This window comes from Pseudomonas sp. Q1 (assembly GCF_009935975.1).
Taxonomy (GTDB): domain Bacteria; phylum Pseudomonadota; class Gammaproteobacteria; order Pseudomonadales; family Pseudomonadaceae; genus Aquipseudomonas; species Aquipseudomonas palleroniana.
Map to the genome: position 1 here is coordinate 1 of NZ_QODI01000022.1, position 24213 is coordinate 24213.

At 59.2% G+C, this 24213-nt stretch carries 25 protein-coding genes and 1 pseudogene; 12 read left to right on the top strand and 14 right to left on the bottom strand.

Features of this window, described 5'->3' with window-relative positions; genetic code table 11:
- The 3 genes from DK870_RS26500 to DK870_RS26510 form a co-directional block, all read left to right on the top strand.
- The coding region (locus DK870_RS26500) for an RHS repeat-associated core domain-containing protein (RefSeq protein WP_161550168.1) at positions 1–1088 on the top strand (1088 nt) is incomplete at its 5' end.
- Positions 1085–1495, top strand: a complete 411-nt coding sequence (locus DK870_RS26505) for a hypothetical protein (protein ID WP_060752445.1) — start codon at positions 1085–1087, stop codon at positions 1493–1495. The genes DK870_RS26500 and DK870_RS26505, both read left to right, overlap by 4 nt.
- A 34-nt stretch (positions 1496–1529) precedes the next feature.
- Entirely contained in the window at positions 1530–1946 is a 417-nt protein-coding gene (locus tag DK870_RS26510; protein ID WP_218580655.1) for a hypothetical protein, read from the top strand.
- Between the two features lie 54 nt (positions 1947–2000).
- On the opposite strand, the gene hemB is transcribed toward DK870_RS26510, so the two are convergent.
- The 3 genes from hemB to DK870_RS26525 form a co-directional block, all read right to left on the bottom strand.
- A complete protein-coding gene (hemB, locus tag DK870_RS26515) occupies positions 2001–2975 on the bottom strand; it encodes a porphobilinogen synthase (protein WP_060752444.1) in 975 nt (324 codons plus the stop codon).
- Between the two features lie 131 nt (positions 2976–3106).
- Positions 3107–3949 (bottom strand): PhzF family phenazine biosynthesis protein, encoded by an 843-nt coding sequence (locus tag DK870_RS26520; protein WP_161550169.1) that lies wholly within the window; start codon positions 3947–3949, stop codon positions 3107–3109.
- Positions 3950–3966: 17 nt separating this feature from the next.
- Positions 3967–4665 carry a glutathione S-transferase N-terminal domain-containing protein gene (locus tag DK870_RS26525; protein ID WP_060752442.1) on the bottom strand — a complete coding sequence of 233 codons (699 nt, stop codon included), beginning with the start codon at positions 4663–4665 and terminating at the stop codon, positions 3967–3969.
- 165 nt (positions 4666–4830) lie between these two features.
- Here DK870_RS26525 and DK870_RS26530 point away from each other — a divergent pair, with 165 nt between their 5' ends.
- Both DK870_RS26530 and DK870_RS26535 read left to right on the top strand, forming a co-directional pair.
- Positions 4831–5532 (top strand): histidine phosphatase family protein, encoded by a 702-nt coding sequence (locus DK870_RS26530; protein ID WP_090372093.1) that lies wholly within the window; start codon positions 4831–4833, stop codon positions 5530–5532.
- A 44-nt stretch (positions 5533–5576) separates the two neighbouring features.
- Complete coding sequence (locus DK870_RS26535) at positions 5577–6632, top strand: permease (RefSeq protein WP_090372095.1); 1056 nt, start codon at positions 5577–5579, stop codon at positions 6630–6632.
- 301 nt (positions 6633–6933) lie between these two features.
- On the opposite strand, the gene mnmH is transcribed toward DK870_RS26535, so the two are convergent.
- The 4 genes from mnmH to DK870_RS26555 form a co-directional block, all read right to left on the bottom strand.
- A complete protein-coding gene (mnmH, locus tag DK870_RS26540; protein WP_060752439.1) occupies positions 6934–8037 on the bottom strand; it encodes a tRNA 2-selenouridine(34) synthase MnmH in 1104 nt (367 codons plus the stop codon).
- Complete coding sequence (selD, locus tag DK870_RS26545) at positions 8037–9071, bottom strand: selenide, water dikinase SelD (RefSeq protein WP_161550170.1); 1035 nt, start codon at positions 9069–9071, stop codon at positions 8037–8039. The genes mnmH and selD overlap by 1 nt, the downstream gene beginning before the upstream one ends.
- Before the next feature lie 93 nt (positions 9072–9164).
- Complete coding sequence (locus tag DK870_RS26550) at positions 9165–9914, bottom strand: TerC family protein (RefSeq protein ID WP_090372100.1); 750 nt, start codon at positions 9912–9914, stop codon at positions 9165–9167.
- A 31-nt stretch (positions 9915–9945) separates the two neighbouring features.
- Positions 9946–10194: a hypothetical protein gene (locus DK870_RS26555; protein WP_161550171.1), complete on the bottom strand. Its 249-nt coding sequence runs from the start codon at positions 10192–10194 to the stop codon at positions 9946–9948.
- A gap of 135 nt (positions 10195–10329) precedes the next feature.
- On the opposite strand from DK870_RS26555, the gene nhaR reads away from it, so the two are divergent.
- Positions 10330–11232 (top strand): transcriptional activator NhaR, encoded by a 903-nt coding sequence (nhaR, locus tag DK870_RS26560; protein WP_060752435.1) that lies wholly within the window; start codon positions 10330–10332, stop codon positions 11230–11232.
- Positions 11233–11236: 4 nt separating this feature from the next.
- Here nhaR and DK870_RS26565 read toward each other — a convergent pair whose 3' ends face one another.
- Positions 11237–12394, bottom strand: coding sequence for an MFS transporter (locus DK870_RS26565; protein WP_161550172.1), 1158 nt, complete (start codon positions 12392–12394; stop codon positions 11237–11239).
- 240 nt (positions 12395–12634) lie between these two features.
- Between DK870_RS26565 and sstT the strand changes: the two genes are divergently transcribed.
- Entirely contained in the window at positions 12635–13855 is a 1221-nt protein-coding gene (sstT, locus tag DK870_RS26570) for a serine/threonine transporter SstT (RefSeq protein ID WP_060752433.1), read from the top strand.
- Positions 13856–13895: 40 nt separating this feature from the next.
- Here the strand turns inward: sstT and DK870_RS26575 are convergent, their stop codons facing one another.
- Both DK870_RS26575 and DK870_RS26580 read right to left on the bottom strand, forming a co-directional pair.
- Positions 13896–16604 (bottom strand): hypothetical protein, encoded by a 2709-nt coding sequence (locus tag DK870_RS26575; protein WP_161550173.1) that lies wholly within the window; start codon positions 16602–16604, stop codon positions 13896–13898.
- Positions 16605–16758: 154 nt separating this feature from the next.
- Positions 16759–17268, bottom strand: coding sequence for a DUF1993 family protein (locus DK870_RS26580; RefSeq protein WP_060752431.1), 510 nt, complete (start codon positions 17266–17268; stop codon positions 16759–16761).
- A gap of 117 nt (positions 17269–17385) precedes the next feature.
- Between DK870_RS26580 and DK870_RS26585 the strand changes: the two genes are divergently transcribed.
- Positions 17386–18033 carry a YceH family protein gene (locus tag DK870_RS26585; protein WP_161550174.1) on the top strand — a complete coding sequence of 216 codons (648 nt, stop codon included), beginning with the start codon at positions 17386–17388 and terminating at the stop codon, positions 18031–18033.
- A gap of 117 nt (positions 18034–18150) precedes the next feature.
- On the opposite strand, the gene DK870_RS26590 is transcribed toward DK870_RS26585, so the two are convergent.
- Positions 18151–18969 carry a shikimate 5-dehydrogenase gene (locus tag DK870_RS26590; protein ID WP_060752429.1) on the bottom strand — a complete coding sequence of 273 codons (819 nt, stop codon included), beginning with the start codon at positions 18967–18969 and terminating at the stop codon, positions 18151–18153.
- A gap of 156 nt (positions 18970–19125) precedes the next feature.
- Between DK870_RS26590 and DK870_RS26595 the strand changes: the two genes are divergently transcribed.
- The 3 genes from DK870_RS26595 to DK870_RS29780 all read left to right on the top strand — a co-directional run bounded on the left by DK870_RS26595 (position 19126) and on the right by DK870_RS29780 (position 20177).
- Positions 19126–19479 carry a hypothetical protein gene (locus tag DK870_RS26595; RefSeq protein ID WP_060752428.1) on the top strand — a complete coding sequence of 118 codons (354 nt, stop codon included), beginning with the start codon at positions 19126–19128 and terminating at the stop codon, positions 19477–19479.
- Positions 19480–19711: 232 nt separating this feature from the next.
- Positions 19712–19906, top strand: coding sequence for a hypothetical protein (locus DK870_RS26600; RefSeq protein WP_060752427.1), 195 nt, complete (start codon positions 19712–19714; stop codon positions 19904–19906).
- 91 nt (positions 19907–19997) lie between these two features.
- On the top strand, positions 19998–20177 hold the full coding sequence (locus DK870_RS29780) for a hypothetical protein (protein ID WP_161550175.1): 180 nt from the start codon (positions 19998–20000) through the stop codon (positions 20175–20177).
- Positions 20178–20187: 10 nt separating this feature from the next.
- Here the strand turns inward: DK870_RS29780 and DK870_RS26610 are convergent, their stop codons facing one another.
- Both DK870_RS26610 and DK870_RS26615 read right to left on the bottom strand, forming a co-directional pair.
- Positions 20188–21255 carry an AI-2E family transporter gene (locus DK870_RS26610; protein ID WP_090372119.1) on the bottom strand — a complete coding sequence of 356 codons (1068 nt, stop codon included), beginning with the start codon at positions 21253–21255 and terminating at the stop codon, positions 20188–20190.
- Positions 21256–21336: 81 nt separating this feature from the next.
- Positions 21337–21783 (bottom strand): annotated as a pseudogene (locus DK870_RS26615) (thioredoxin family protein); the annotation flags it as partial.
- A 268-nt stretch (positions 21784–22051) separates the two neighbouring features.
- Between DK870_RS26615 and yegQ the strand changes: the two are divergent.
- Positions 22052–23371, top strand: a complete 1320-nt coding sequence (gene yegQ, locus DK870_RS26620; RefSeq protein WP_161550177.1) for a tRNA 5-hydroxyuridine modification protein YegQ — start codon at positions 22052–22054, stop codon at positions 23369–23371.
- On the opposite strand, the gene DK870_RS30090 is transcribed toward yegQ, so the two are convergent.
- On the bottom strand, positions 23368–24189 hold the full coding sequence (locus tag DK870_RS30090; protein WP_372241728.1) for a methyl-accepting chemotaxis protein: 822 nt from the start codon (positions 24187–24189) through the stop codon (positions 23368–23370). The two genes, yegQ and DK870_RS30090, sit on opposite strands and share 4 nt — an antisense overlap.
- Positions 24190–24213 lie beyond the last annotated feature (24 nt).

Here is a 24213-nt window from a genome sequence, read left to right on the forward strand (position 1 = left end):
GCAATCGCCTGATGATCCAGGGCGATCATCACTATGACTACGACGCCTTCGGCAACCTCATCCGCGAACGACGCGGCGAAGGCCAGCAACTCGTCACCGAATACCGCTACGACTGCCAACACCGTTTGATTGGCCTCACCACACCCAACGGGCAAACCGCCCACTATCGCTACGACCCATTTGGGCGGCGCATCAGCAAAACCGTGGATGACACAACCACGGAGTTTTTCTGGCAAGGCGACAAGCTGATTGCCGAGCATCATGCGGAGCGCCATCGCAGTTATCTGTATGAACCCGGCACCTTCCGCCCGCTCGCCCTGCTGGAAGGCTTTGGGCCAAAGGAGACAAAACCCTACCACTACCAACTCGACCACCTCGGCACGCCGCAGGAACTCACCGCCCCCGACGGCGAAATCGTCTGGTCCGCGCACTACCGCGCCTACGGCGAAATCGCCCGCCTTGATGTCGGCAAAATCGACAATCCGTTGCGTTTTCAGGGCCAGTACTGCGACGCAGAAAGCGGGCTGCACTACAACCGTCATCGTTACTACAATCCGGATATTGGTCGATACCTGACGCCGGATCCGGTGAAGCTGGCGGGTGGGATCAATGCGTACCTGTACGTGCCGAATCCTACGGGGTGGGTGGATCCGCTGGGGTTGAGTACGTGTCCTGGTGGGGATGGGTGCGGACCTAGTATAAGTACTAACGACTCATCCTATAAATCAGCCTTGAATGAAAAGCAGCCGTCCCCCCCACTTATCCACGAGGTTGATGCTAGAGCGCTGAATCGGACACACAGCATTGAAGGGAAACGATCAACAAGGAAAGTGGAGGAAATTGCCCGCAGCATGCGAGGCACTGGATACGACAAAAACAACCCCATCGATGTAGTGGAGCATAACCAGCAATACTATATTCTTGATGGTCATCATCGAGCCGCAGCCGCGAGGCAAACACATACGCCAATTACCATACGATTAATCCATGATATAAATGGTCACGAAAGCTCATATAGCAATATCAAAGATATAATAGATGCTTCAAACTCGGTTGGGCACGACAGACTGGAAAAGCCAAGAAGATGAAAAGTCAGAAACTAGAAAATTTGATCACCGAATATTTGGAGCAGGTAAAGAAAGCGACAGATTTACTTGAGCACTCGTTCGGTACCAAAAATATTCTGAGCCTATGGCATGCTAGGAAAATTCCACAACGAGGCAAAGTCAATGATGACGTAACCTATGAGCTACACGGGATTGGCTGCCGAGTACACCTACCTGAAATATGTATCGACTTTGATTACGGTCCTGACGAAAGGGTTGATGGCTTCGATGCTTGGCGGCTTTACATGTACGCATGTGAATTACCACATAAATATGAGAAATATACCGATAAGAAATATTTAGAGCATGAACTCAACGAATATGTAAAAACGGGCAGAGCCAAGAAAATTGAAGGTTCCGTATCAAATTTGTATTTCATACACCCTTAATAAAAAATACAGAACCATTCCATCGAAAAAAATAATGCTCAAAGACCCATTTCCGAACATCCCATTCGACCCCAGTTTGAAATGGTTCATAGGTGTATTTGATGTTTACGACCGAGAGCAAGATCTTGGGAAGGAGTTGGACAAATACAATCCAAATGAACACGCAGACAGAGAAGAACTCATAAAAAACTACGCATTGAGCTTGGATTACCTTTCCTACAGACATAAATACGCGTTGGTCGAAGCTTTAAAATGCTGCCTGAGCGACAAGCACTACGATTTCCAAAGCTTATTCAAGATTGGTGAAGGTGAAGCAGCCTCATGGCCTAGGTCAGAATGGTACAACCTTGAAAAGCCTAGAGACTTCTTGGCAGACGCTTATCAATTCGCTCGGATTATTTGGATGGAAGACCTCCAAAAAGCCAGCCTCGAAGACCCATCAACTTGGTAAACAAAACAAACCTGTGCGGAGCACCCTACCCCGCCACAGGCTTGCGCAGTCCCCTTAAATCCCCGCCAACGCCAGGTCCATCGCAAAATACGTAAAAATCAAATCCGCCCCGGCACGCTTGATCGACCCCAGCGTCTCCCGTACCACTCGCGCCTCATCGATCGCCCCGGCTTGTGCGCCGAACTTGATCATCGCGTACTCGCCACTTACCTGGTACGCCGCCACCGGCAGGCGTGAGGCTTCGCGGATGTCGCGGATGATGTCGAGGTAAGCGCCGGCTGGCTTGACCATCAGGGCGTCCGCGCCTTCCTGTTCGTCCAGCAGGGATTCGCGTACCGCTTCGCGGCGGTTCATCGGGTTCATCTGGTAGCTTTTACGATCGCCCTTGAGCGCGCTGCCGCCCGCTTCGCGGAACGGGCCGTAAAGGGCCGAGGCAAATTTGGTGGAGTAGGCCATGATCGGGATGTGGGTGAAGCCTGCGTCATCCAGGGCGCGGCGGATGGCCTGGACCTGGCCGTCCATCGCCGCCGACGGTGCGATGACGTCGGCACCGGCACGGGCGGCGGCCACGGCTTGCTTGCCGAGGTTGGCCAGGGTGGCGTCGTTGTCGACGTGGGCACCGTGCATCACGCCGCAGTGGCCGTGGTCGGTGTATTCACAGAAGCAGGTGTCGGACATCACGATCATTTCCGGCACGGCGTCCTTGATGATCGAGGACATGCGCGAAACCAGGCCGCGTTCCTTCCAGGTATCGCTGCCATCGGCATCCAGGTGATGAGACACGCCGAAGGTCATCACCGACTTGATCCCGGCACGCGCAAAGCGCTCGATTTCACCGGCCAGTTTCTTCTCGGGGATCCGCATGACACCCGGCATGCTGGTGATCGGCACGAACTCGTCGATTTCTTCTTCGACGAAAATGGGCAATACCAAGTCGTTAAGGGTGAATTCGGTTTCCTGGAACAATCCGCGTAACTGCTCAGAGCGGCGCAGGCGGCGTGGACGGGCTTGTGGGAACTGGCTGGTCATGGTTTTCCTGGCTGAAGGCTAAAAACAGTAGAAGCAAAATCTTTGGGGCCAAAGCTTATGCCCCGAGGCCCCGGCAGCACAAACGCCAAGGGGCCAACAGTGTATTGCGTGGCGCGTAACAATTTATTGATCTAGAGCTGTACCCGTCCTTCGATACAGCCTGTCACCGCGCCACCGATCCAGATTTCAGCGCCTTGGCGCTCAACGTAAATGCGCCCCGCTCGCCCGATAGCCGTGCCTTGGCTGACCACATAGCGCTCGGGCGCCAGGCCCTCACCCAGTAACCACTGAGCCACGCCGGCATTCAAACTGCCGGTGGCGGGATCTTCCGGAGCGCCGTCACCGGCGATGAAAGCGCGCACTTCAAATTGCGTGTCTACCCGATCACGTTCAGGGTCACAGGGAGCAATCACACCCACGGCCAGGCCCTGCAGTTGCGCATAGTCCGGTTGCAAGGCCAGTACCTGGTCACGCTCAGCCAGCATCACTGCCATCCATCCCGCCCCATTGTCGACCCACTGACTGCGCACAATCGCCTCCGGGGCCAAACCGAGCCCCAGGCGCACGCGCTCCAACAGAGCGGCTTCAACCAAACCGGAACGCAACAATGGCGGCGCGATAAACGCCAACTCATTGCCTCGACGTCGGATCCGCACCAGGCCGATTTCGCACTCCTGGATGATCTCTTCGCCCTTCGGAAGGCCCCCCGCTTGCAACCACGCCTGGCAGCTCCCCAGCGTGGGATGCCCGGCAAACGGCAGCTCAGTGAGGGTGGTGAAAATCCGCACCCGGTAATCGGCCCGCGCATCACGCGGCTCCAGCAAAAAGGTAGTTTCGCTGAGGTTGGTCCAGTTGGCAAAGTCAGCCATCTGCCGGTCGGTAAGGCTGTCGGCGCCCAGCACTACCGCCAGTGGGTTACCTTTGAGCGGCACGCCGCTGAATACATCCAATTGCTTGAAATCGAAAGTCCGCATATTCAACTCTTCAGGGCTCAGCCAGGAATGCTCAGGCCACGGATCACCGCCGGACGCGCCACAAACCCGTCCAGCACACGCAATACGTTGGGGAAATCGGCGATTCCCACCAGATCACCCGCCTCGTAGAACCCAATCAGGTTACGAATCCACGGGAAGGTGGCGATGTCGGCAATGCTGTAGTCATCGCCCATGATCCAGGTGCGGCCCAGCAGGCGTTTTTCCAGTACCTCCAGCAACCGCCGAGACTCCGCGACGTAACGGTCACGCGGGCGCTTGTCTTCATAAGCCTGGCCGGCAAACTTGTTGAAAAAACCCACCTGGCCGAACATCGGGCCGATACCGGCCATCTGGAACATCAGCCATTGGATCGTTTCATAGCGCGTGGCCGGGTCCTCAGACAGCAGTTGGCTGGTCTTTTCCGCAAGGTAGATCAGGATCGCGCCGGACTCGAACAACGCCAACGGCTGACCGCTCGGACCATTGGGGTCGATGATCGCAGGAATCTTGTTGTTGGGGTTCAGGGACAGGAACTCGGGGGACAGTTGGTCCTGCGTCTCGAAGCTGACCTTGTGCGCTTCATACGGCAAAGCCAGCTCTTCCAGCATGATCGACACTTTGACGCCGTTGGGCGTCGGCAACGAATACAGCTGCAGGCGCTCCGGATGCTGGGCGGGCCATTTGCTGTTGATCGGGAAAGCGGCAAGTGCATTCATCGGAAAATTCCCAGGCTGAAAACCCCCATCATAGTCATCCGGGCCTCGCCCTGCATGGGTCATCATTACGCAACATAGCCAAGCTAGGCTGCCGCGCAGGCGAACCAACGCGCCAAAATGCACTCTTACGTGCGCCAAAACGTTGAAAGCAGACTCGAACTGACAATGACCATTTCACCTTTGCGCCTTGCGCAACGATTCAAACGCTACACCTACCTACTGCCATCATTGCTGTTACTCGGCGGAGCAATCGGCTTGGTCCTCGAATCCCCGCTCATCAATGCCGGGCCGGTGGATGGCGTGCAAACGCTGGTGTTCCTGCGCCACGGTGAAAAGCCTGCCGGCGGCCTGGGTCAGCTCAACTGCCAGGGCCTCAACCGTGCGATGAACCTGGCCAGCGTGTTGCCGGAAAAGTTCGGCAAGGCCAACTATGTGTTTGCCTCCAACCCGACGCGCAATGTCGAGGAAGGTGAGCATGACAATTCCTACAGCTACATTCGTCCATTGATGACCATCGGCCCCAGCGCCATCAAGCTCGGCCTGCCGGTGAATATCAAGTTCTCCGCCAACGACACCAGCGCCCTCGCCGACGAACTGGTGGAAGACAAGTACCACAACTCGATCATCTACACCGCCTGGTCCCATGGCTACCTGCCGGAACTGATCAACAAGGTCGCCAGCGAAGCGGTGGGCTCGAAGTACACCATCGCCCACGACTGGTCCGGCAACGACTACGACACGTTGTATGTGCTGACGCTGACCTGGCACAACGGCAAAGCGTCGTTGCTGAGCCGCAACTACCAACAGGGCTTGAACAATGGCCAGCAGACCTGCCCGGATGCCACCCAGGTGAGCGCTGACATCTGAGGGCGTATGATGCACCGCTATTGACTCAGCTTCGGATCATCAGCATGCCCAACCTCACGTCTACCCAGCCCGCCCGGGGCTGGTCTTTCTGGTGGAAACCCGCCTTGTTTCTCCTGGTTGCCTGCGTCGGCCTGTACTACGTGAAGTGGTCGCCCTACTACTTCAAGGCATTCGTGGCAGCGGATAACCACAGCATTGGTGCGTCAATCCTCAACGATCAACAAACCGCGCCGCTGATGGCCGCGCTGGCGTATGCGCAGGTGTATTTCCTGGCCATCTGGAAAGCGGCGGTGCTGGCGGTGATTCTCGGCTCGCTTCTGCAAGTGTTGATTCCCCGCGACTGGCTGCTGCGCCTGTTTGGCAAGGCCGGGCTGGGATCGACTGTGCGCGGCGGGCTGTTCGCACTGCCGGGGATGATGTGCAGTTGCTGCGCGGCGCCGGTGGCGGCAGGCATGCGCCGTCAGCAAGTATCGGTGGGAGCGGCGTTGGCGTTCTGGATTGCCAACCCGGTGCTGAACCCGGCCACCCTGGTATTCATGGGCTTTGTGTTGGGCTGGGGTTTTACGGCCTTGCGCCTGGTGGCGGGGATTGTGCTGGTGGTGGGCGTGTCGCTGGTGGCCCAGCGCATTGCGCGACCGGAGCAGGTGCCCGATGCCGCATTGGAGGCGGTTTCAGAGGTCAGCGTCGTCGAATCGCAGCCGTTCCTGAGCCGTTGGCTGCGCACCCTGTGGCAATTGTTCTGGAGCACCATCCCGGTCTATATCCTGGCCGTACTGATCCTGGGCGCAGCGCGAGTGTGGTTGTTCCCCCATGTGGATGGCGCCATGGCCAACAGCCTGCTCTGGCTGGTGCCATTGGCGATTGTCGGCACCTTGTTCGTGATTCCGACCGCCGCCGAGATCCCTATCGTACAAACCATGATGACCCTCGGCATGGGCACCGGCCCGGCCGTGGCCTTGCTGATGACCTTGCCGAGCGTGAGCCTGCCGTCACTGCTGATGCTGCGCAAAGACTTCGATGCACGGGTGCTGGTAACGGTGGCCGGGTTGACCATGTTGGTGGGTGTGGTGTGTGGGTTGATCGGGGCCGTCATTCTCTAGTGACTCTCAGAGGCTGGTGGCACTGCGACAACCGGGGTATCTGTGCCAGGTTGAAACCTGTGGCGAGGGAGCTTGCTCCCGTGGCGACCTATTGGCCATCCCTGGCCCAGGACGGCTAACCCGGCGTCCTGCCGGGTTACCCACGGATTCAAGCCTGCGTTCGGCCAGCGTGGTTTGACGGGGCGCCTAAGATCAAGATCAAGATCAAAAGCAAGATCAGGAGTGCGGCAAGCAGCGAATCTCAGCCGTCATGCGGGCAAGACCGGATAGATTTGATCAGATGCGGATTGTCTGTATCGGCTCAGAAAGATCGACCCAGCCTTTCACGCAAATACTCCACCACTGCGCCCTGCTCTCCCGAAAACTCGATCCGGGCGCCTTTGCTTTGCTTTTGAAAGGCGTACATCGGGTCGTAGTACTCGCGCAGCAACCCTTCGATCCACTCCCGGTGCAGGTCGACTGCACCACTGCGGGCCTGTTCCGCCAAGGCGTCCTGCAGGATCGCCTGTAGCCGTTGGAAGCGTTCACCGCCCAGGCGCTTGTGAATGTTGGCCAGGCTCTGGGTCAGGCGCTCGGCAAAGCGGGCCTGGCCGGTTTCGCCATGCACCTCGATGAATTCTGCGCAGAGTTCGACCACGTAATCACGCAGGATTCGCTCAACACGCCCCTCCACGCTGTCTTCGAGCCAGACCATCGGAAACGTCTGCATGCCTTTATGCAACGGCAGGGGAAGCGCGCAACTGCCGATCATGCGGCTCTCGTCCTCGACCACAAACTGTTCGATACCGACCGCGCGCTTTTTCAGCAGGTCCACCGCCAGGCGATTTTCGAAATCGATGTTGGATGGCTGCGCCGTAGCGCGCTTGCCGAAGCTGGAGCCGCGGTGGTTGGCGTGCCCCTCCAGGTCCAGGGCATTGCGCAACTGACCGAGCACTTCGGTTTTGCCGGTGCCCGTCATGCCGCCCAGCAATACAAAATCACATGCGTTCGTTGCCTGTTCCAGGGTGTCCAGCAGGAAGGTGCGCATGGCCTTGTAGCCACCGCCGACGCGTGGATATTCAATACCCGCCTCGGTCTTCAACCACTGCTGCACAATCTGCGAACGCAGCCCACCACGAAAGCAATACAAGTATCCGTCGGGATTGGCCTTGGCGAACTGTGCCCACTGCTCGATGCGCTCTGCCTTGATCGCCCCGGACACCAGCTCATGCCCCAGCACAATGGCAGCCTGCTGGCCTTGCTGCTTGTAACAGGTGCCGACCCGCTGACGTTCGTCATCGGTCATCAGCGGCAGGTTGATCACCCCGGGGAACGCGCCCTTGGTGAACTCGATCGGCGCACGGGTATCCATCATCGGCCGGTCATTGAGGAAGATGTCGCGGTAGTCGGTGAAATCAGTCGCCATCAAAACACCTCTACCGCGTGGGTCTGTCGCTCACCCAACGCGCCAATCGACTCAAGGCTCAAGCCCATTTCGGCGGCCATTGCATGAAATTCGGCGTCGCCCTCCGGCGTCACGGCAATCAACAGGCCACCACTGGTCTGCGGGTCACACAGCACACGCTTGTGCAATTCTTGAAGGCGACCCAGCTTGCTCGCATAACTGTCGAAGTTGCGCAACGTGCCACCGGGCATGCAGCCTTGATCCAGGTAATGCTCGACGCCCGGCAGCAACGGCACCTTGGCATATTCGATGCGCGCCGTCAGGCCACTGCCGTCGGCCATTTCCACCAAGTGGCCGAGCAGGCCGAATCCGGTGACGTCCGTCATGGCCGTCACGCCGGCCAACTTGCCGAAACGGCTGCCCGGTTTGTTCAGGGTGCACATCCAGTCGCGGGCCACACCCACATCGACCTCGCGCAATTTGCTCTTCTTTTCCGCAGTCGTCAGAACGCCGATGCCCAGCGGCTTGGTCAGATACAACTTGCACCCGGCCGTGGCGGTGTCGTTGCGCTTCATATGGCGCTTTTGCACGATCCCGGTCACGGCCAGGCCAAAGATCGGCTCCGGCGCGTCGATGGAGTGGCCACCAGCTAGCGGGATGCCCGCCGCGTCACATACCGAACGGCCACCGCGGATGACCTCCCGGGCAATCTCCGGTGCCAATACGTTCACCGGCCAGCCGAGAATGGCAATGGCCATCAGCGGGTCGCCGCCCATGGCGTAGATGTCGCTGATGGCATTGGTCGCGGCAATGCGGCCGAAGTCGAAGGGGTCATCGACAATCGGCATGAAGAAATCAGTGGTGGAGACCACGCCCCGCTCGTCGTCGATGGCGTAGACCGCCGCGTCATCGCGCGAAGCATTCCCCACCCACAGGTTGGGGTCGAGATTCTGCGCGCCACTGCCGGCCAGGATCACTTCCAGTACCTGGGGCGAAATCTTGCAGCCGCAACCCGCGCCGTGGCTGTATTGGGTGAGGCGAATAGGCTCGTTCATGGAGGACCTCAAGCTATCAAGTGGGTGGAGTCTACCAGACAGCAAAAGGCCAACTGGGCTCACGGAGCGCAGTTGGCCTTTGCCTATCGAGCCTTACTGCTTGGCAGCCAGCAGGCGTTTGTGGCGATTGCGTCGCGCCATGTTCAACAGTTCGATCACCGCCGAGAACGCCATGGCCGCATATACATAACCTTTTGGCACATGGGCGCCGAAGCCTTCGGCGATCAAGGTCATGCCGATCATGATGAGGAAGCCCAGGGCCAGCATCACCACCGTCGGGTTGTCGTTGATGAACTTGGCCAACGGCTCGGCCGCCACCAGCATCACAATCACCGACACCACCACGGCAATGATCATAATCGGCAGGTGCTCGGTCATACCCACCGCAGTGATGATGCTGTCGATGGAAAAGACCAAGTCGAGCATCAGGATCTGGCCAATGGCCGCCGCAAAGCCGATGGACACGCCGTTACCGGCGCTGACCTTCTCTTCCGGCTCCGGGTCCATGCTGTGGTGGATTTCAGTGGTCGCCTTCCACACCAGGAACAAGCCACCGGCGATCAGGATCATGTCTTTCCACGAAAATGCCTGGCCGAAGATTTCGATCACCGGCGCCGTCAACTGCACGATGAACGCGATGGTGCTCAACAGGCCCAGGCGCAGGATCAACGCCATGCTGATGCCGATACGACGTGCTTTCGCCCGGTGTTTCTCCGGCAATTTGTTGGTGAGGATCGAGATAAAGATCAGGTTATCGATGCCCAGCACGATTTCCATCACGATCAAGGTAGCCAACGCCACCCAGGCGGTAGGGCTTGCAGCCAGTTGTAAAAGGTAATCCATAGGTCAGTCCTGACGTGGTGAGGCTCGGGAATTAGGTTTCTTTGCGATCGGACTCGGAAGCCTTTTCAGCGTCGTTGTCTTTCTTCTCAGGGCTGATCAAACCCTGGGTTGCCTCACTCAGGGCCTGCTCGGCGGCCTTGTGAGTTTCATCGATGGCTTGCTTGGCCGACTCGGTAGCCTTGCCCATCACTTGCTGCGCACTCTTTTCCACTTGATCACAGCCAACCATTACCAATGAAAGCGCAAGCAACGAGGCCGCGCCCAGATAATTGAGTTTCATGATGTATTCCTCTCTTAGAACCAGAGGGACCAAATAGTGGCCCTGCGATAGCGAGGCATTCTATGCAGGCGAACAGTTCAGTAAAATTCGTATTTTTATGACATATACTTCGAATTTAACGAACTGTAGACCCCTATGCTCAATTACCGGCAATTGCATTACTTCTGGGTGGTGGCCAAGACCGGCAGCATTGTGCGCGCCTGTGAGCAGTTGAACCTCACACCCCAGACCATCAGCGGGCAAATCAGCCTGCTCGAGCAAACGTTCGGTGTAGCGCTGTTTCAGCGCGTCGGGCGCCAGTTGGAGTTGACCGAAGCCGGGCGCCGGGCACTGCCGTACGCCGAACAGATGTTCCAGACCGGCAATGAACTGGAGGCGATGCTGCGCGCCCAACCGAATGAGCAGCAGATCCTGTTTCGGGTCGGCGTGGCGGATGTGGTGCCCAAATCGATCGTCTATCGGCTGATCGCGCCGACCATGGAGTTGAGCGAGCCGATTCGGATCACCTGCCGCGAGGATAAACTCGAACGCTTATTGGCTGACCTTGCGATCCAGCGCCTCGACCTGGTGATTTCTGACAGCCCGATGCCTACGCACCTGGATATCAAAGGCTACAGCCAGAAGTTGGGCGAATGCGGCATCAGTTTTTTCGCCACCCAGGCATTAGCTGACGAATACGGTGGCGACTTCCCACAGTGCTTGCAGGGCGCACCGCTGTTGATTCCGGGAGCGGAAACCGTGGTGCGCAGCCGGTTGCAGCGCTGGTTTGCCGAGCAGCAGATCCAACCGAAGATCATCGGCGAGTTCGACGACAGCGCCTTGATGCAGGCGTTTGGCCAATCCGGCAGCGGGGTCTTCATCGCGCCAAGCGTGATCGCCGACGAGGTGGTGCGCCAGTACGGCGTGGCGCTGATCGGCCAGACCGTCGCGGTGACCGAGTCGTTTTACGCGATCTCGGTAGAACGCAAGGTCAAGCACCCCGGCATCGTGGCCATTACCGAAGGTGCTCGAAGGGAACTGTTTACCGCCCTGCCCTGAGGCGTCAGGCGCTGGCCGCGTGCGTTTTTCGGGCGCTCATCAGCCATAACGCCAGCAGGATCGACACCAGAATGAACCCGGACGCCGCAAAGCCCAGGCTGCCCAGGCCCAGGGTGTCGATCACATGCCCGCCGACCATCGCTCCCAGGCCGATCCCCAGGTTGGCCCCGGCGATATTCAACGACGCGGCAAACGCGGGAGCATGGGGCGCGGCCTTCATCAAGCGCACATGGCTGACCAGGAACATCGCCGCCTGGGTCACGCCCCACACCGCCATCGCCGCCGCCAGGCCGATCGTGGAGTGAATCGCCGGCACCAGCGCCACCATGCCCGCAATCATGAAACCGCAGAACACCATGGACGCAATCAACGGGTGCCGATCCACCGCACGCCCACCCAGGGAATTGCCGATCAAGCCGACCGCACCAAAGCCCATCAGGCACCAACCCACCAGCGTGCCGTCAAACCCGGCCAGGCGCTCAAGGATGTCCGCCAGATAGGTGTAGGCCGTGAACATGCCGCTGAACACCAGGATCGACAACAGGATATGGCCCTGCATCAGTGGGTTGCGCAGGATCTTGAACTGCGAGCGCAGCGTCACTTGATCGTTCTTCGGCGCGGTCACCGGCAAATAGAGGAACAGCAGCAGCGCCTTGGCCAACGCTACCACCGCCAGGATGGCAAACGCGGTGCGCCAGCCGAACATGTCCGAAATCAGCGTCCCCACGGGGATACCGAATACCGTGGCGCAGACGATACCGAAGCCGATTTTCTCGATCGCGCGTCCGGCGTATTCCGGGCCGACGATATCGACCGCGGTCTCACTGGCCAAGGCCCAGAACACCGGCAAACCCAGGGCAGGGATCAAGCGTGCCAGCGCCATCATCCAGATATTCGGCGCAAGGGCCGCCAAGGTATTGGCCACGCCGAACATGACCAGGATAGTGATAAACAGGCGCTTGCGTGGGAAGCGGGCGAAGTACGCCGTCAGAAACGGGCCAAAGGCTGCCACGGTAAAAGCGAACAGCGTCACCAGCAGGCCAGCCTGGGACACGCTGACGTTCAGGTCGCGGGCAATGGACGGCAACAAACCGACGATGACGAATTCTGTGGTCAGCACGGTAAAACCGGCAGCCGACAGCAGCAGGATGGGAAACAACATGAAAACTCCAGAAACAACGACATCAACGACAGCCCGAAGGGCTCGCTGACGGAGAGGAAAGATGAGAGGCAAGAATCTTAACAGAGTGTGTCCAGGTTTGGCGAAAGCCCTGAAGCGTGGGCGACGCGATGTCGCAGCGTCCGGGGTACCGATGACGACATGCTAGACTTCGCGCCCTCGCGTCCTACAGCCTTTTCTGCGTGCGCCGCTGTACCTTCAAAAAATTAGAGACAAGTGTTTATGACTGCTGCCCCCTCCCTTCTGCAACGACTAGCCCGCGTCAGCCTGGTCACGCAAATCCTCCTCGGCCTGATAGCCGGCATCCTCCTGGCACTCGTTGCGCCTGAGGCGGCCAAGGCCACCGGTTTTATCGGCAAGGTATTTGTCGCCGCGCTCAAAGGCGTAGCGCCGATCCTGGTGTTTGTATTGGTGATGGCGTCGATAGCCAATCATAAACAGGGCCAGCAAACCCATATCAAGCCGATCCTGTTCCTGTACCTGCTCGGCACCTTTGCCGCCGCCGTGGTGGCGGTGATCGGCAGCACGCTGTTCCCCTCGACGCTCGTACTGGCCACTCACGACGCCACGGTCAGCGCTCCGGGCGGAATCGGCGAAGTGTTGCAAAGCCTGCTGCTCAGCGTGGTGGATAACCCGATCAATGCCCTGGCGAACGCCAACTTTATCGGCATCCTGGCCTGGGCCATCGGCCTGGGGGTCGCCATTCGCCATGCCGGTGAGACGACCCGCACGGTGATCGACGATCTGTCCAACGGCGTGACATTGATGGTGCGCGTGGTGATTCGCTTCGCGCCTCTGGGCATCTTCGGTCTCGTGGCATCGACGCTGGCCACCTCGGGCTTCGGCGCCCTGCTCGGCTACGCCCATCTGCTTGGCGTACTGATCGGCTGCATGCTGTTCGTGGCATTGGTGATGAACCCGGCCATCGTGTACTGGAAACTGCGCCGTAATCCTTACCCGCTTGTGTTGATGTGCCTGCGCGAAAGTGGCATCACCGCCTTCTTCACCCGCAGCTCGGCAGCGAACATTCCGGTGAACCTGGCGTTGAGCAAGCGCCTGGGCCTGCATGAAGACACCTACTCGGTGTCGATTCCGCTGGGCGCCACCATCAATATGGCCGGTGCCGCGATTACCATCACGGTGTTGACCCTGGCAGCCGTACACACCCTCGGGATTTCGGTCGACCTGCCTACCGCCGTACTGCTCAGCGTAGTGGCAGCCGTTTGCGCCTGCGGAGCCTCGGGTGTGGCCGGTGGTTCGCTGTTGCTGATTCCCCTGGCGTGCAGCCTGTTCGGCATCCCCAGCGAGATCGCCATGCAGGTGGTTGCCGTCGGGTTCATCATCGGCGTACTTCAGGACTCGGCGGAAACCGCGCTGAACTCGTCCACCGATGTACTGTTTACCGCTGCCGCTTGCTTGGGCAAGGAAGAGCAATCGGCCTGACCCCTCCAGGCCGGCTCACTCAGGAACCGGCCTGGCGTTTTCATGCGGCTATCGACGTATCTACGGCAGGTTCAAGATGATCAGGACGAAACGCTGTCAGCGGTTGCCCGTACATCCGCAGGTTTTTCACATCGTATCGGTACCAATTCCCAGTGGTTTCATCCAGCAGCGCCTGGACCTTCGTGGTTTCGGCCCCGGCGTGAGTGCCTTCCACCACTCCTTTGGGTTTATGTTGGAACACCCGGTCCACACTGCGGTTGGCCGAAACGGCCTTCCAGGAAAGCAACCCTCGACCGAGGGCTGACGTATGAAGTGGTAATCCTTTGCTCACCAGCGCTTTCCCTCCAGCAAACGGATTGGCCGCACTGACCAGTGCGCGAGTGAAGGTACCGGCCTTGCTCAACACGCTGCCGCCAGACTTCAAGACCTTCGTCGCGGCCCCGGCCCCACCTAACGCAAAACCAAAGATATCGACGGCCAGGAACGCCAGGCCTTCACCAACCCTGCCCTCTTTGAAGCTGTGCACGGCCGCCGCGACCGGTATCAGCGCACGCGTGACCGCCTGGATTCTCTCGAACTCGGTGACTTCCGTGTCAAAGGTGGTGGCGCCCCTGGCGGCTGCGAACAGCTCGTCACGCTGGGCTGACTTGAAGTAATAACGCGTAGCGGTTTCGGCAATGAACTGTGACCTTGGCGAGGTGAAGGTTTGAACAGCCGAATCGGACTGCGCTCGCGCTGTTCGTTGAGCGCCATAACCCGAGACCTCAGTCAGCTGGGTGTTGGTTTTCACCCAAGGTATTGATCCTTCTCCCACGACGCGCTGCCATTGGCCCTGCAGCCCACCCTTGAGCCCCTTCGCCAAGTCCTTTCGATGACGCAATACACCGTTTGTGGGATCAACTTCGTAAACGCGCTTTTTGCCGTTGTACGTGGACTCTACGAACAACGGGCCATCCTTGGGCTTGTCGAACTTTTCGAAATCCTTGTTGAACAGATAGGAGGGCAGTTCATACGGGCCTGGCGAATGGAGTGGTCGGGTGACTGTCTGCTCGGTGAAAAATTTCAATTCACCCCACTCCAAAGCATCCTTATCTGCCTGTGGCAGCAGGGACATCTGGTGTTTGACTGTCACTTCTGAGGCCGTTTTGAGAGCGTCGTAATAGGCGCGGATTTGCTCTTCGAACGCTGCGTTGATTTCGTCGGGAAGAAAACGGATATAGCGTGCTACATCGCTGGGGATGGCCGGGTCGGTAGAGTCCCAACTGACAGGTGTATTCGTGAGCGCGATATCGAGTAGTGAATACGGCCCCTTGTAATCCCGCCACTTCTCGGACGGTTCCAGGACCTTTTTTTCGAGATCCACATCCGCGTATTTTTCGGGCAGCCGCTCTTTCATCAACTTGAGCGCAACCGATCGACGGGTCGGTACGGGTGCACGGAAGGCCTCTGAAGCCTGGGCCAGGGTTTCCAGGCGCTCGCTGGCCATTGCGCCAGCGCGCTCGACTTCTGCTGGCGAATAATTGTTATCGTCCCGTTTGGCAATCGCCCCATCCGCCACGGCCCAATGAATCACCCCTTCCCAGCCGGCCAACGCCTCTACCGTTTTTTCATCGGCGCTGATCGGACTGAGATCCTCCTTGATCAATTGCTCATAGGTTTTAGTCGCTGCCAGCCCCGGCGCACGCATATCAGCCTTGGCGACGATGGCCTTCAAACTGACCCAGGCGGGCGAGCCATAAGTCACGTTGTCGGGAACCCCCTTGACCAGCATTTCAGGGGCGTGGCGGGACAGCAGCACGTACGCAGCGATCGCAGCGTTGCGCCCATAGGAACGACTCAGATGGCGGGTCAACCCTTCGACCACAAAAGAGAGCGGCACCCCCCAGTTTTCCCGCCGCGATAAATCGTACCCTCCCACCCGGTTCTTCTTATCCGGGTACAACAGCGCATCCCAGTCAAGACCTACCTGCAAAGCCGAAAGCGTCCACTCTTCAGCCGTACCCGCGCCTTTGAACTTGTCACGCAACGCAATTCCCAGCGCCTGCGCGGAGGGGCTCTGCAACAGCTTTAGCAGCGTTTCACGCGGCTTTTCCAGCTCGGCAGCTGTCCAATCGACCGTTTGTGTCAAGAAACCAAAGGCGTTCTGGCTCAGCTTCAGCTTATGGAACTCGGGCAACTCCAATGCATTGAACGCCACAGCGTCGTAGATAGCCTGACGCTGCTCCTGATCCAATGCAGTGGGCCATGACAGTCCGCCCCCCAGGTCCCCATGGGGCGGTGAATGCTCCACTGGACGACTCAACTCTTTGATCATATTCAACAGTTCACTTTCATTGACTGGCTGGTCCCAACCCTTGCCAGCCATAAACTGCAACAGATTGACGGTCTGCCCCGCCTTCGCCTCATGATTCAGATGGAAATTGGAATCCGGGTCCAACTTGATCTGCTGGCTACCCAAGTACTGAGTAAAAGCCTCTTCACGGTTAAACCGCGCAGGGTGGCCGGTAGGCGATGTACGCCATCGTTCCTGCTGCTGCAAATGTGAAGTTACCCGTACATAAGCATTGACCAACGCGTCGCGAAAATTCGCCAGGTCATTTCTGTTGGCCGTCTGCCGAGTAGACGAAGTACCGGGGGCGGCCGCGCCCTGCGCAGGCTTGGTCGTCGGCGGAGCACTGATGGGGGTCACAGCGCCAAGTTCAAAGGAAGCACTCACCCCGGCCGGGGAGTTGTGGGTGGTCACGATCATTAGGGAGCCTCAAGGTCTCGTTACGCCTGATTGACGTCCTTGAGTAGCCTATTGGCTAAGCTCGGTTGCATGGGGATATGTAACAAGCTGGAGCATGAAAAAGCCCGGTGTGGCGCGTCAATGAACCACCCGGGCTTGAGGCTGCGTCATGCGTTTAGAAGGCGCCCATGTAGTCACGCTTGCCCACTTCAACACCGTTGTGGCGCAGCAAGGCGTAAGCGGTAGTGACGTGGAAGAAGAACTGCGGCAGGCCGTAGGTCAACAGGTAGGACTGGCCGCTGAAGCGCTTCTCTTTCGGCGTGCCTGGACGGGTGATGATCTCGATGCCTTCCTTGCCGTCGATCTGCTCGGGCTTGAGGGTGTCGAGGAAGGCCAGCACCTTGGCGATCAGTGCTTGCAGGTCGGCGAAGGTGGTTTCTTGATCGTCATATTTGGGCACTTCGATCTCGGCCAGGCGGGCGGATACGCCTTTGGCGAAGTCGACGGCGATCTGTACCTGGCGCACCAGCTGGAACATGTCAGGGAACAGACGCGCTTGCAGCAAGGCATTGGGTTCGATGTTCTTGGCGGTTGCGTGGGCTTCGGCTTTGTTCAGCACATCGCTCAGGGCGTTGAGCATTTGCTTGAAGACAGGGACGGAAGCGGCGTACAGGGAAATAGTCATGACAGTCTCACGGTGATGGCAGGGTTTGGAACCAGCAGCGATTATAGACCTGCCCGCCGCTTGTCTTTTATTTTTTCCGGCATAGGCTAGTGGGCTCACTGCATAGGGAAACGCGCGATGACCGCCGAGCATGACACCCAGACCCCTGAGCCGCGCCTCAATAGCACGGAAATCCGCATCTTGGGCTGCCTGATCGAAAAACAGGCGACCAACCCGGAAACCTACCCCCTGACCCTCAATGCCCTGGTACTGGCCTGCAACCAGAAGACCAGCCGGGAGCCGGTGACCAACCTCAGCCAAGGCCAGGTCGGCCAGAGCCTGCGTGCACTGGAAGGCCAAGGTTATACCCGGCTGGTCATGGGCAGCCGCGCCGATCGCTGGGAACACCGGGTAGACAAGGCACTGGAGCTGGTGCCGGCCCAGGTAATCCTGATCGGGCTGCTGTTTTTGCGCGGGCCACAGACGGTCAATGAACTGCTGACCCGCAGCGGGCGCATGCACGATTTCGAAGATGCCGAGCAGGTCGTGCATCAGCTGGAACGTCTGATTGCACGCGGGCTGGCAGTGCTGGTGCCGCGCCAGGCGGGACAGCGGGAAGATCGGTACACCCATGCGCTGGGCGATCCGGCGGATATCGAGGCGATTATCGCGGCGCGAGGCAATCCGGTGGAGCGTGGCGCAGGGGTTGGCGTGGAGCGGATTGAAGAGCTGGAAGCGCGGATCGCAGCGCTGGAAGAACGACTGGCGCAGTTGGAACAGGCGTAACACCATTAAAATGTGGGAGCGGGCTTGCTCGCGAATGCAGTGTGTCAGTCACAGTTGAGTTAGCTGAACCACCGCATTCGCGAGCAAGCCCGCTCCCACATTGGATTTTCGTGGGTTTCAGCCTCGGGCAAAGGCCACTGCCGCCTCGAATTGCGCCTGCGTCGGCCGCACGCCGGTATACAGCACGAACTGCTCCAGCGCCTGGATCGCGATCACTTCCAGCCCGGTGATCACCCGCTTGCCCTTGGTGCGTCCACGCACGATCAGCGGCGTTTCGGCGGGGATCGCTACCACATCGAACACAGTTTCCGCAGCATCCACGGCGTCAGCCGCAAAGGCCAACTGATCGGCTTCGGCGCCACCGGTCATGCCGATCGGCGTCACATTGACCAGCATCTGCGGGCGCAAGTCACCCAGCTCGGCCTGCCACGCATACCCGAGGTTTTGCGCCAGCGCGCGGCCTGCCGCTTCGTTGCGCGCCACAATCACGCCATTGGCATAGCCACCGTCACGCAGGGCACTGGCCACGGCCTTGGCCATGCCGCCGCTGCCGCGTAAAGCAAAGGTCGAGTCCTTGGGCACGGCATGCTTTTTCAGCAGTTGTTCGATGGCGATATAGTCGGTGTTATAGGCTTTGAGACGGCCGTCAGTGTTGACGATGGTGTTCAGGGAATCGATGGCCTGCACCGAATCGTCCAGCTCATCCACCAGGGCGATCGCGGCCTCCTTGAACGGCATGGAAACACCGCAACCGCGAATGCCCAGCGCCCGGATACCACCTATCGCGCCGGGCAAATCCTGGCTGCTGAACGCTTTATAGTAGAAATTCAACCCCAACTGTTCATACAGGTGGTTGTGGAACCGCAGGCCAAAATTCCCGGGACGCGCCGACAATGACATACACAGTTGGGTGTCTTTGTTGGGGTGCATCTGCATGGATAACTCCTTTGAGTAAGCAAATCGGTACAGACCTTACACAACCTTTACCTATCGGCCGTGCTGTTTTTCAGAAATACGTTGTCTTAAAAGTATCCCCGCGACAATCCTTGAGTCTATTGATTGCAGACCACAAGCGCAGGGGCTAACCGAGGAATGACCATGATTCGTAAAATCCCCAAAATCGCCTTGCTTGTCGGCGCACTCGCTATGGCAGGCCAAGCCTCCGCCCACGGTGGTGGTTGGGGTGGCCCGGCCGTTCTGGGTGCTTTGGTCGGCGCCGCTGTAGTGGGTTCGGTGGTTGCCAGCCAATCCCAGCCGGTCTACGTGCAGCAGCCGGTATATGTCCAGCCGCAACCGGTGTATGCCGCTCCGCCGCCGGTCTACTACGCACCGCCACCACCGGTGTATGTGCAAGAACGGGTTTACTACCGCCCGGCGCCGGTCTACTACGGCCCTCCACGTGGCTACTACGGCCCGCCTCACGGTTATTACGGCCGCGGCTGGTAACTTGAACAGGTTCGTCTAAACAGGCCTCGCCCACACGCGGGGCCTTTTTTTGCCTTTGAAGTCTGGATTTATCTTGCCAAGGTCGCAGTGAGGACAATGCTCGGGGGCTCAATCCCACATCATGAGGGTTGAATGTCTTCTTGCTCGATCAAGGTCCGCCCTGTCATGTTTACGTCACGAAACGGACTCACTATCGACCTGTCCAGCCAAGAACAATTAAGGACGACTGACCATGCCCACACAAAACCCGCACCATACCGCCGGCCTCTGCACCTCCAGCAAGGTCTACAGCGCACTGACCGAACTCAAGCACCTGGAAGGCCACCGCACGGCCAAATTCCTGGCGTTGCTGGCGGAAAACCTGGTGCGCAAGGGCCTGCTCAATGAGCAGGAAGTGGTGCTCATGCTGGACCATGTGGTGGATTGACGCCTGGCGTTGATGTCGACTATCGAGCCAGGTGATTTTTGCTGAGCACCCAGCCATCGTAAGGTGACCTCCATAGCGATTGGAGGTACTTATGCCCACTGTTCAAATCATGTCCGTCATTGGTAGCGCCGTTCCCACCCCACTCCGGGAGCTGGGCCTGCTCGCCTGCTGGTACGTAGTCAGCGATGGCGAGCCCATCAGCGGCCCGCTTATGTCGTTAAAGGCAGCGGAAAAGCAGTTGCAAGCTACAAGCTACAAGCTTGAAGCTTGAAGCTGCACCCCTACGGCAACGGCAGCTTGACCCGAGGTTTGGTTTCTACAAACAGTGCCCAACTGGACATGAACAACGCCGCCACCAACGGGCCGATCACAAACCCGTTCAGGCCGAATACCGACAGGCCGCCCAGGGTCGAGATCAGGATCAGGTAGTCAGGCATTTTCGTGTCCTTGCCCACCAGCACCGGGCGCAGCACGTTGTCCACCATGCCGATGACCAGAACGCCGAACGCAGTCAGCACCACACCCTGCCAGATCGAACCGCTCAACAGGAAATAAGCGGCCACCGGGCCCCATACAATCCCCGCGCCCACCGCCGGTAGCAGGGAAAGAAACGCCATCAAGACCGCCCAGAGCAACGCGCTGGGAATGTCCAGGAACCAGAAGATCAAACCGCCCAGTGCGCCTTGGGTCACGGCTACCAGCACGTTGCCCTTGACCGTGGCGCGCACCACCCGATTGAACTTGAGTTGCAGGCGACGCTTCTGGGGCTCCGCCAGGGGCACTGCCGTGCGGACTTTACGCACCAGTTCCGGGCCGTCGCGCAGCAGGAAAAACAGCAGATACAGCATGATGAAAAAGCTCACCAGGAAATCAAACGTCCCCTGACCAAAACTGAACGCCTGGGAGGCAAAAAACTGGCTGCCCTGCATCGCGCTCTTGACGATTTTCTCGCGCAAACCTTCCAGGTTGCCCATGCCGAACCGGTCCAGCAGGTGCTGGAAATACGGCGGCAGCACGTTCTTGAACTGCTCGATATACCCGGCGACGTCCAGCTTGCCGCTTTCGACGTTTTTGTAGAGCGTCGCCCCTTCCTGCACCAGCAATACGCTGGTGATGATGACCGGCAAAATGGCGATCACCAGGCACACCGCCAAGGTGGTCAGGGAGGTCAGGTTGCGGTTCCAGCCAAAGCGTTGCTGCAGGCGGCGCTGCATCGGGGCGAAGATGATGCCGAGGATGACCGCCCAGAACACTGCGCCGTAAAAAGGCAGCAATATCCAGATAAAGGCGACGGTCACCAGGGCCAGCAACAACAACAGGGTTTTGAATTGCAGGTTGGTCGAGTTCATGTCCGGTCCATGTCAAAAAAGCAGTAGGCCTTCAGCGGCCCTTTTGCTTAGTCCGCAGGCGAACCCGGGAGTGCCATCCCGTCACTCGGTAGCCTTGGCCTCACGCAAAAGCGCCTGGATTACTTGTTCCTGGGCCTCATAGTCACCTTCGCCAAAGTGGCTATAGCGCACCTTCCCCTTGGCATCGATCAGGTAATGGGCCGGCCAGAACTGGTTATCGAAACTGCGCCAGATTGCATAGTTGTTATCCAAGGCTACCGGGTAGGTGATGCCCAGCTTGCGCACCTGGTCCCTGACGTTGCCGCTGACCTGTTCATAGGCATATTCCGGAGTGTGTACGCCAACGACCACCAAGCCATCGGGTTCGTAGCGTTTCGCCCACTCTTTTACGTACGGCAGCGCGCGCCGGCAGTTGATGCAGTCATAAGTCCAGAAATCCACCAGCACGACTTTGCCCTTGAGCGCCTGCAGATCGAGCGCTGGGGAGTTGAGCCATTCGGCCGCCCCCGCCAGCGATGGCATGGCGCCCGGTGGGTCAGCGGGAGTTTCACGGCTGGCCATCACGCTGGAAATCAGCGCAAGCGTCAGCAGCAGGCCGGCGAGCAGAAAGGTGATAGGTCGCATGATCATTACCTGTAGGGTATTCAGAGCCTCCATTGGAACGCCCTGGAGTATCGCGCCTGTGTCGAACCCCCACTGCCGATACACAGCGATACAAAATCAGCAAAGGGCGACCTGGATCAATAAACCCCGGCCCCGGATCCTTTACCTTCGCGACCTTTTGCGACTTGAGCCCATGCCCCCTGTGATCGCCCCCGAACTGCTCGCCCCCGCCGGCACCCTGAAAAACATGCGTTATGCCTTCGCCTACGGTGCCGATGCGGTCTACGCCGGCCAGCCGCGCTACAGCCTGCGGGTGCGCAACAACGAGTTCGACCACGCCAACCTGGCGCTGGGCATTCAGGAAGCGCATGTGCTGGGCAAACGCTTCTACGTCGTGGTCAACATCGCGCCGCACAACGCCAAGCTGAAAACCTTCCTCAAAGACCTCGCACCGGTGATCGCCATGGGCCCGGATGCGCTGATCATGTCCGACCCAGGCTTGATCATGCTGGTGCGCCGCCATTTCCCGTCGATGCCGATTCATCTGTCGGTGCAGGCCAATACGGTGAACTGGGCCAGCGTCGAATTCTGGCAACAACAAGGCATCTGCCGCGTGATTCTGTCGCGGGAGTTGTCCCTGGAAGAGATCGGCGAAATCCGCCAGCAAGTGCCGGCCATGGAGCTGGAAGTGTTTGTGCACGGCGCCTTGTGCATGGCCTATTCCGGGCGCTGCCTGCTCTCGGGCTACATGAACAAGCGCGATGCCAACCAAGGCACCTGCACCAACGCCTGCCGCTGGAAGTACCAGGCCACCCCGGCGAAGGAAAACGCCACGGGCGAGATCGTCCAGCAGTATCAGCCGGAGCCGACCCTGGGGATTGGCGCGCCGACCGACCAGGTCTTCCTGCTGCAAGAGGCCAACCGCCCCGATGAGCAGATGCCCGCCTTCGAGGACGAGCACGGCACGTACATCATGAACGCCAAGGACCTGCGCGCCGTGCAGCATGTGGAGCGCCTGACGCAGATGGGCGTGCACTCGCTGAAGATCGAAGGCCGCACCAAGTCCCACTTCTACTGCGCACGCACCACCCAGGTGTATCGCCAGGCCATCGATGATGCGGTGGCCGGGCGCGCCTTCGACCGCAACCTGATGACCGACCTCGAATCCCTGGCCCAGCGCGGTTACACCGAAGGCTTCCTGCGCCGCCATGTGCATGACGAATACCAGAACTACCAGAACGGCAGTTCAGTGTCCGAACGCCAGCAGTTTGTCGGCGAACTGACCGGCGAGCGCCGTAGCGGCTGGGCCGAGGTCAAGGTCAAGAACCGCTTTGCCGTGGGCGATCACCTGGAGTTGATGACCCCCGCCGGCAACTTCCACTTTGACCTGAGCACTTTGCACAATGCCAAAGGCGAAGCCCTTGAGGTGGCGCCGGGGGACGGACACACGGTGTATGTGCCACTGCCGGCCGACATGAACTTGCGCTTTGGCTTGTTGATGCGCGATCTCTAGATCCTGAACTGCCCCACCAATTGCCCCAGGCGTTGCCCCAGGTCCGCCAGACTGCGCGAGGTCTGGGCGCCCTGCTGGGTTTCATCGGCCACAGTGTCCACCGCCACGGCAATCTGATGCACGCTGCGGTTGATTTCCTCGGCCACGGCGGTCTGCTCCTCGGCGGCGCTGGCGATCTGGGCGTTCATCGAATTGATGGTGCCGATCAGTTGCGCCATGGTGTCCAGTGAGGCTCCGGCTTCGTTGGCCTGGGCCGAGGTGCCGTCGCCCGCGTCGCTGGACCGGCGCATGGCGTCCACGGCGGCGACGGTGCCTTTTTGCAGGCGGTCGATCATGCCCTGGATTTCCTGAGTGCTGGTCTGGGTGCGGCTGGCCAGGGCACGCACTTCGTCGGCCACCACCGCAAACCCTCGCCCGGCCTCCCCGGCCCGCGCGGCTTCGATCGCCGCGTTGAGGGCCAGCAGGTTGGTTTGTTCGGCAATCGAGCGGATCACACTCAGCACACTCACAATTGACGACACATCCTGCTGCAGGCTGTCGAGGGACACGCCACTGCTGCGGATATCGTTCACCAGCGCGTGGATCTGCGCGATGCTGCCGTCGACCACACGCTTGGCCGCGTGCCCTTCGGCATCGGTCTGTTGCGCAGCGACGGCAGCCCCTTGAGCACTGCGCGCAACTTCCTGGGCCGCAGAGGACATCTGGTTGATGGCAGTGGCGACCTGATCGGTCTCGTGGCGTTGGCGCTCCATGGCCTGTTCGGAGCGCTGGGCTTGATCGGACACCTGGCTGACCAGGCCGGTCAGTTGGCTGGTCATCTCGGTGATCTGGCGCACCAGGCT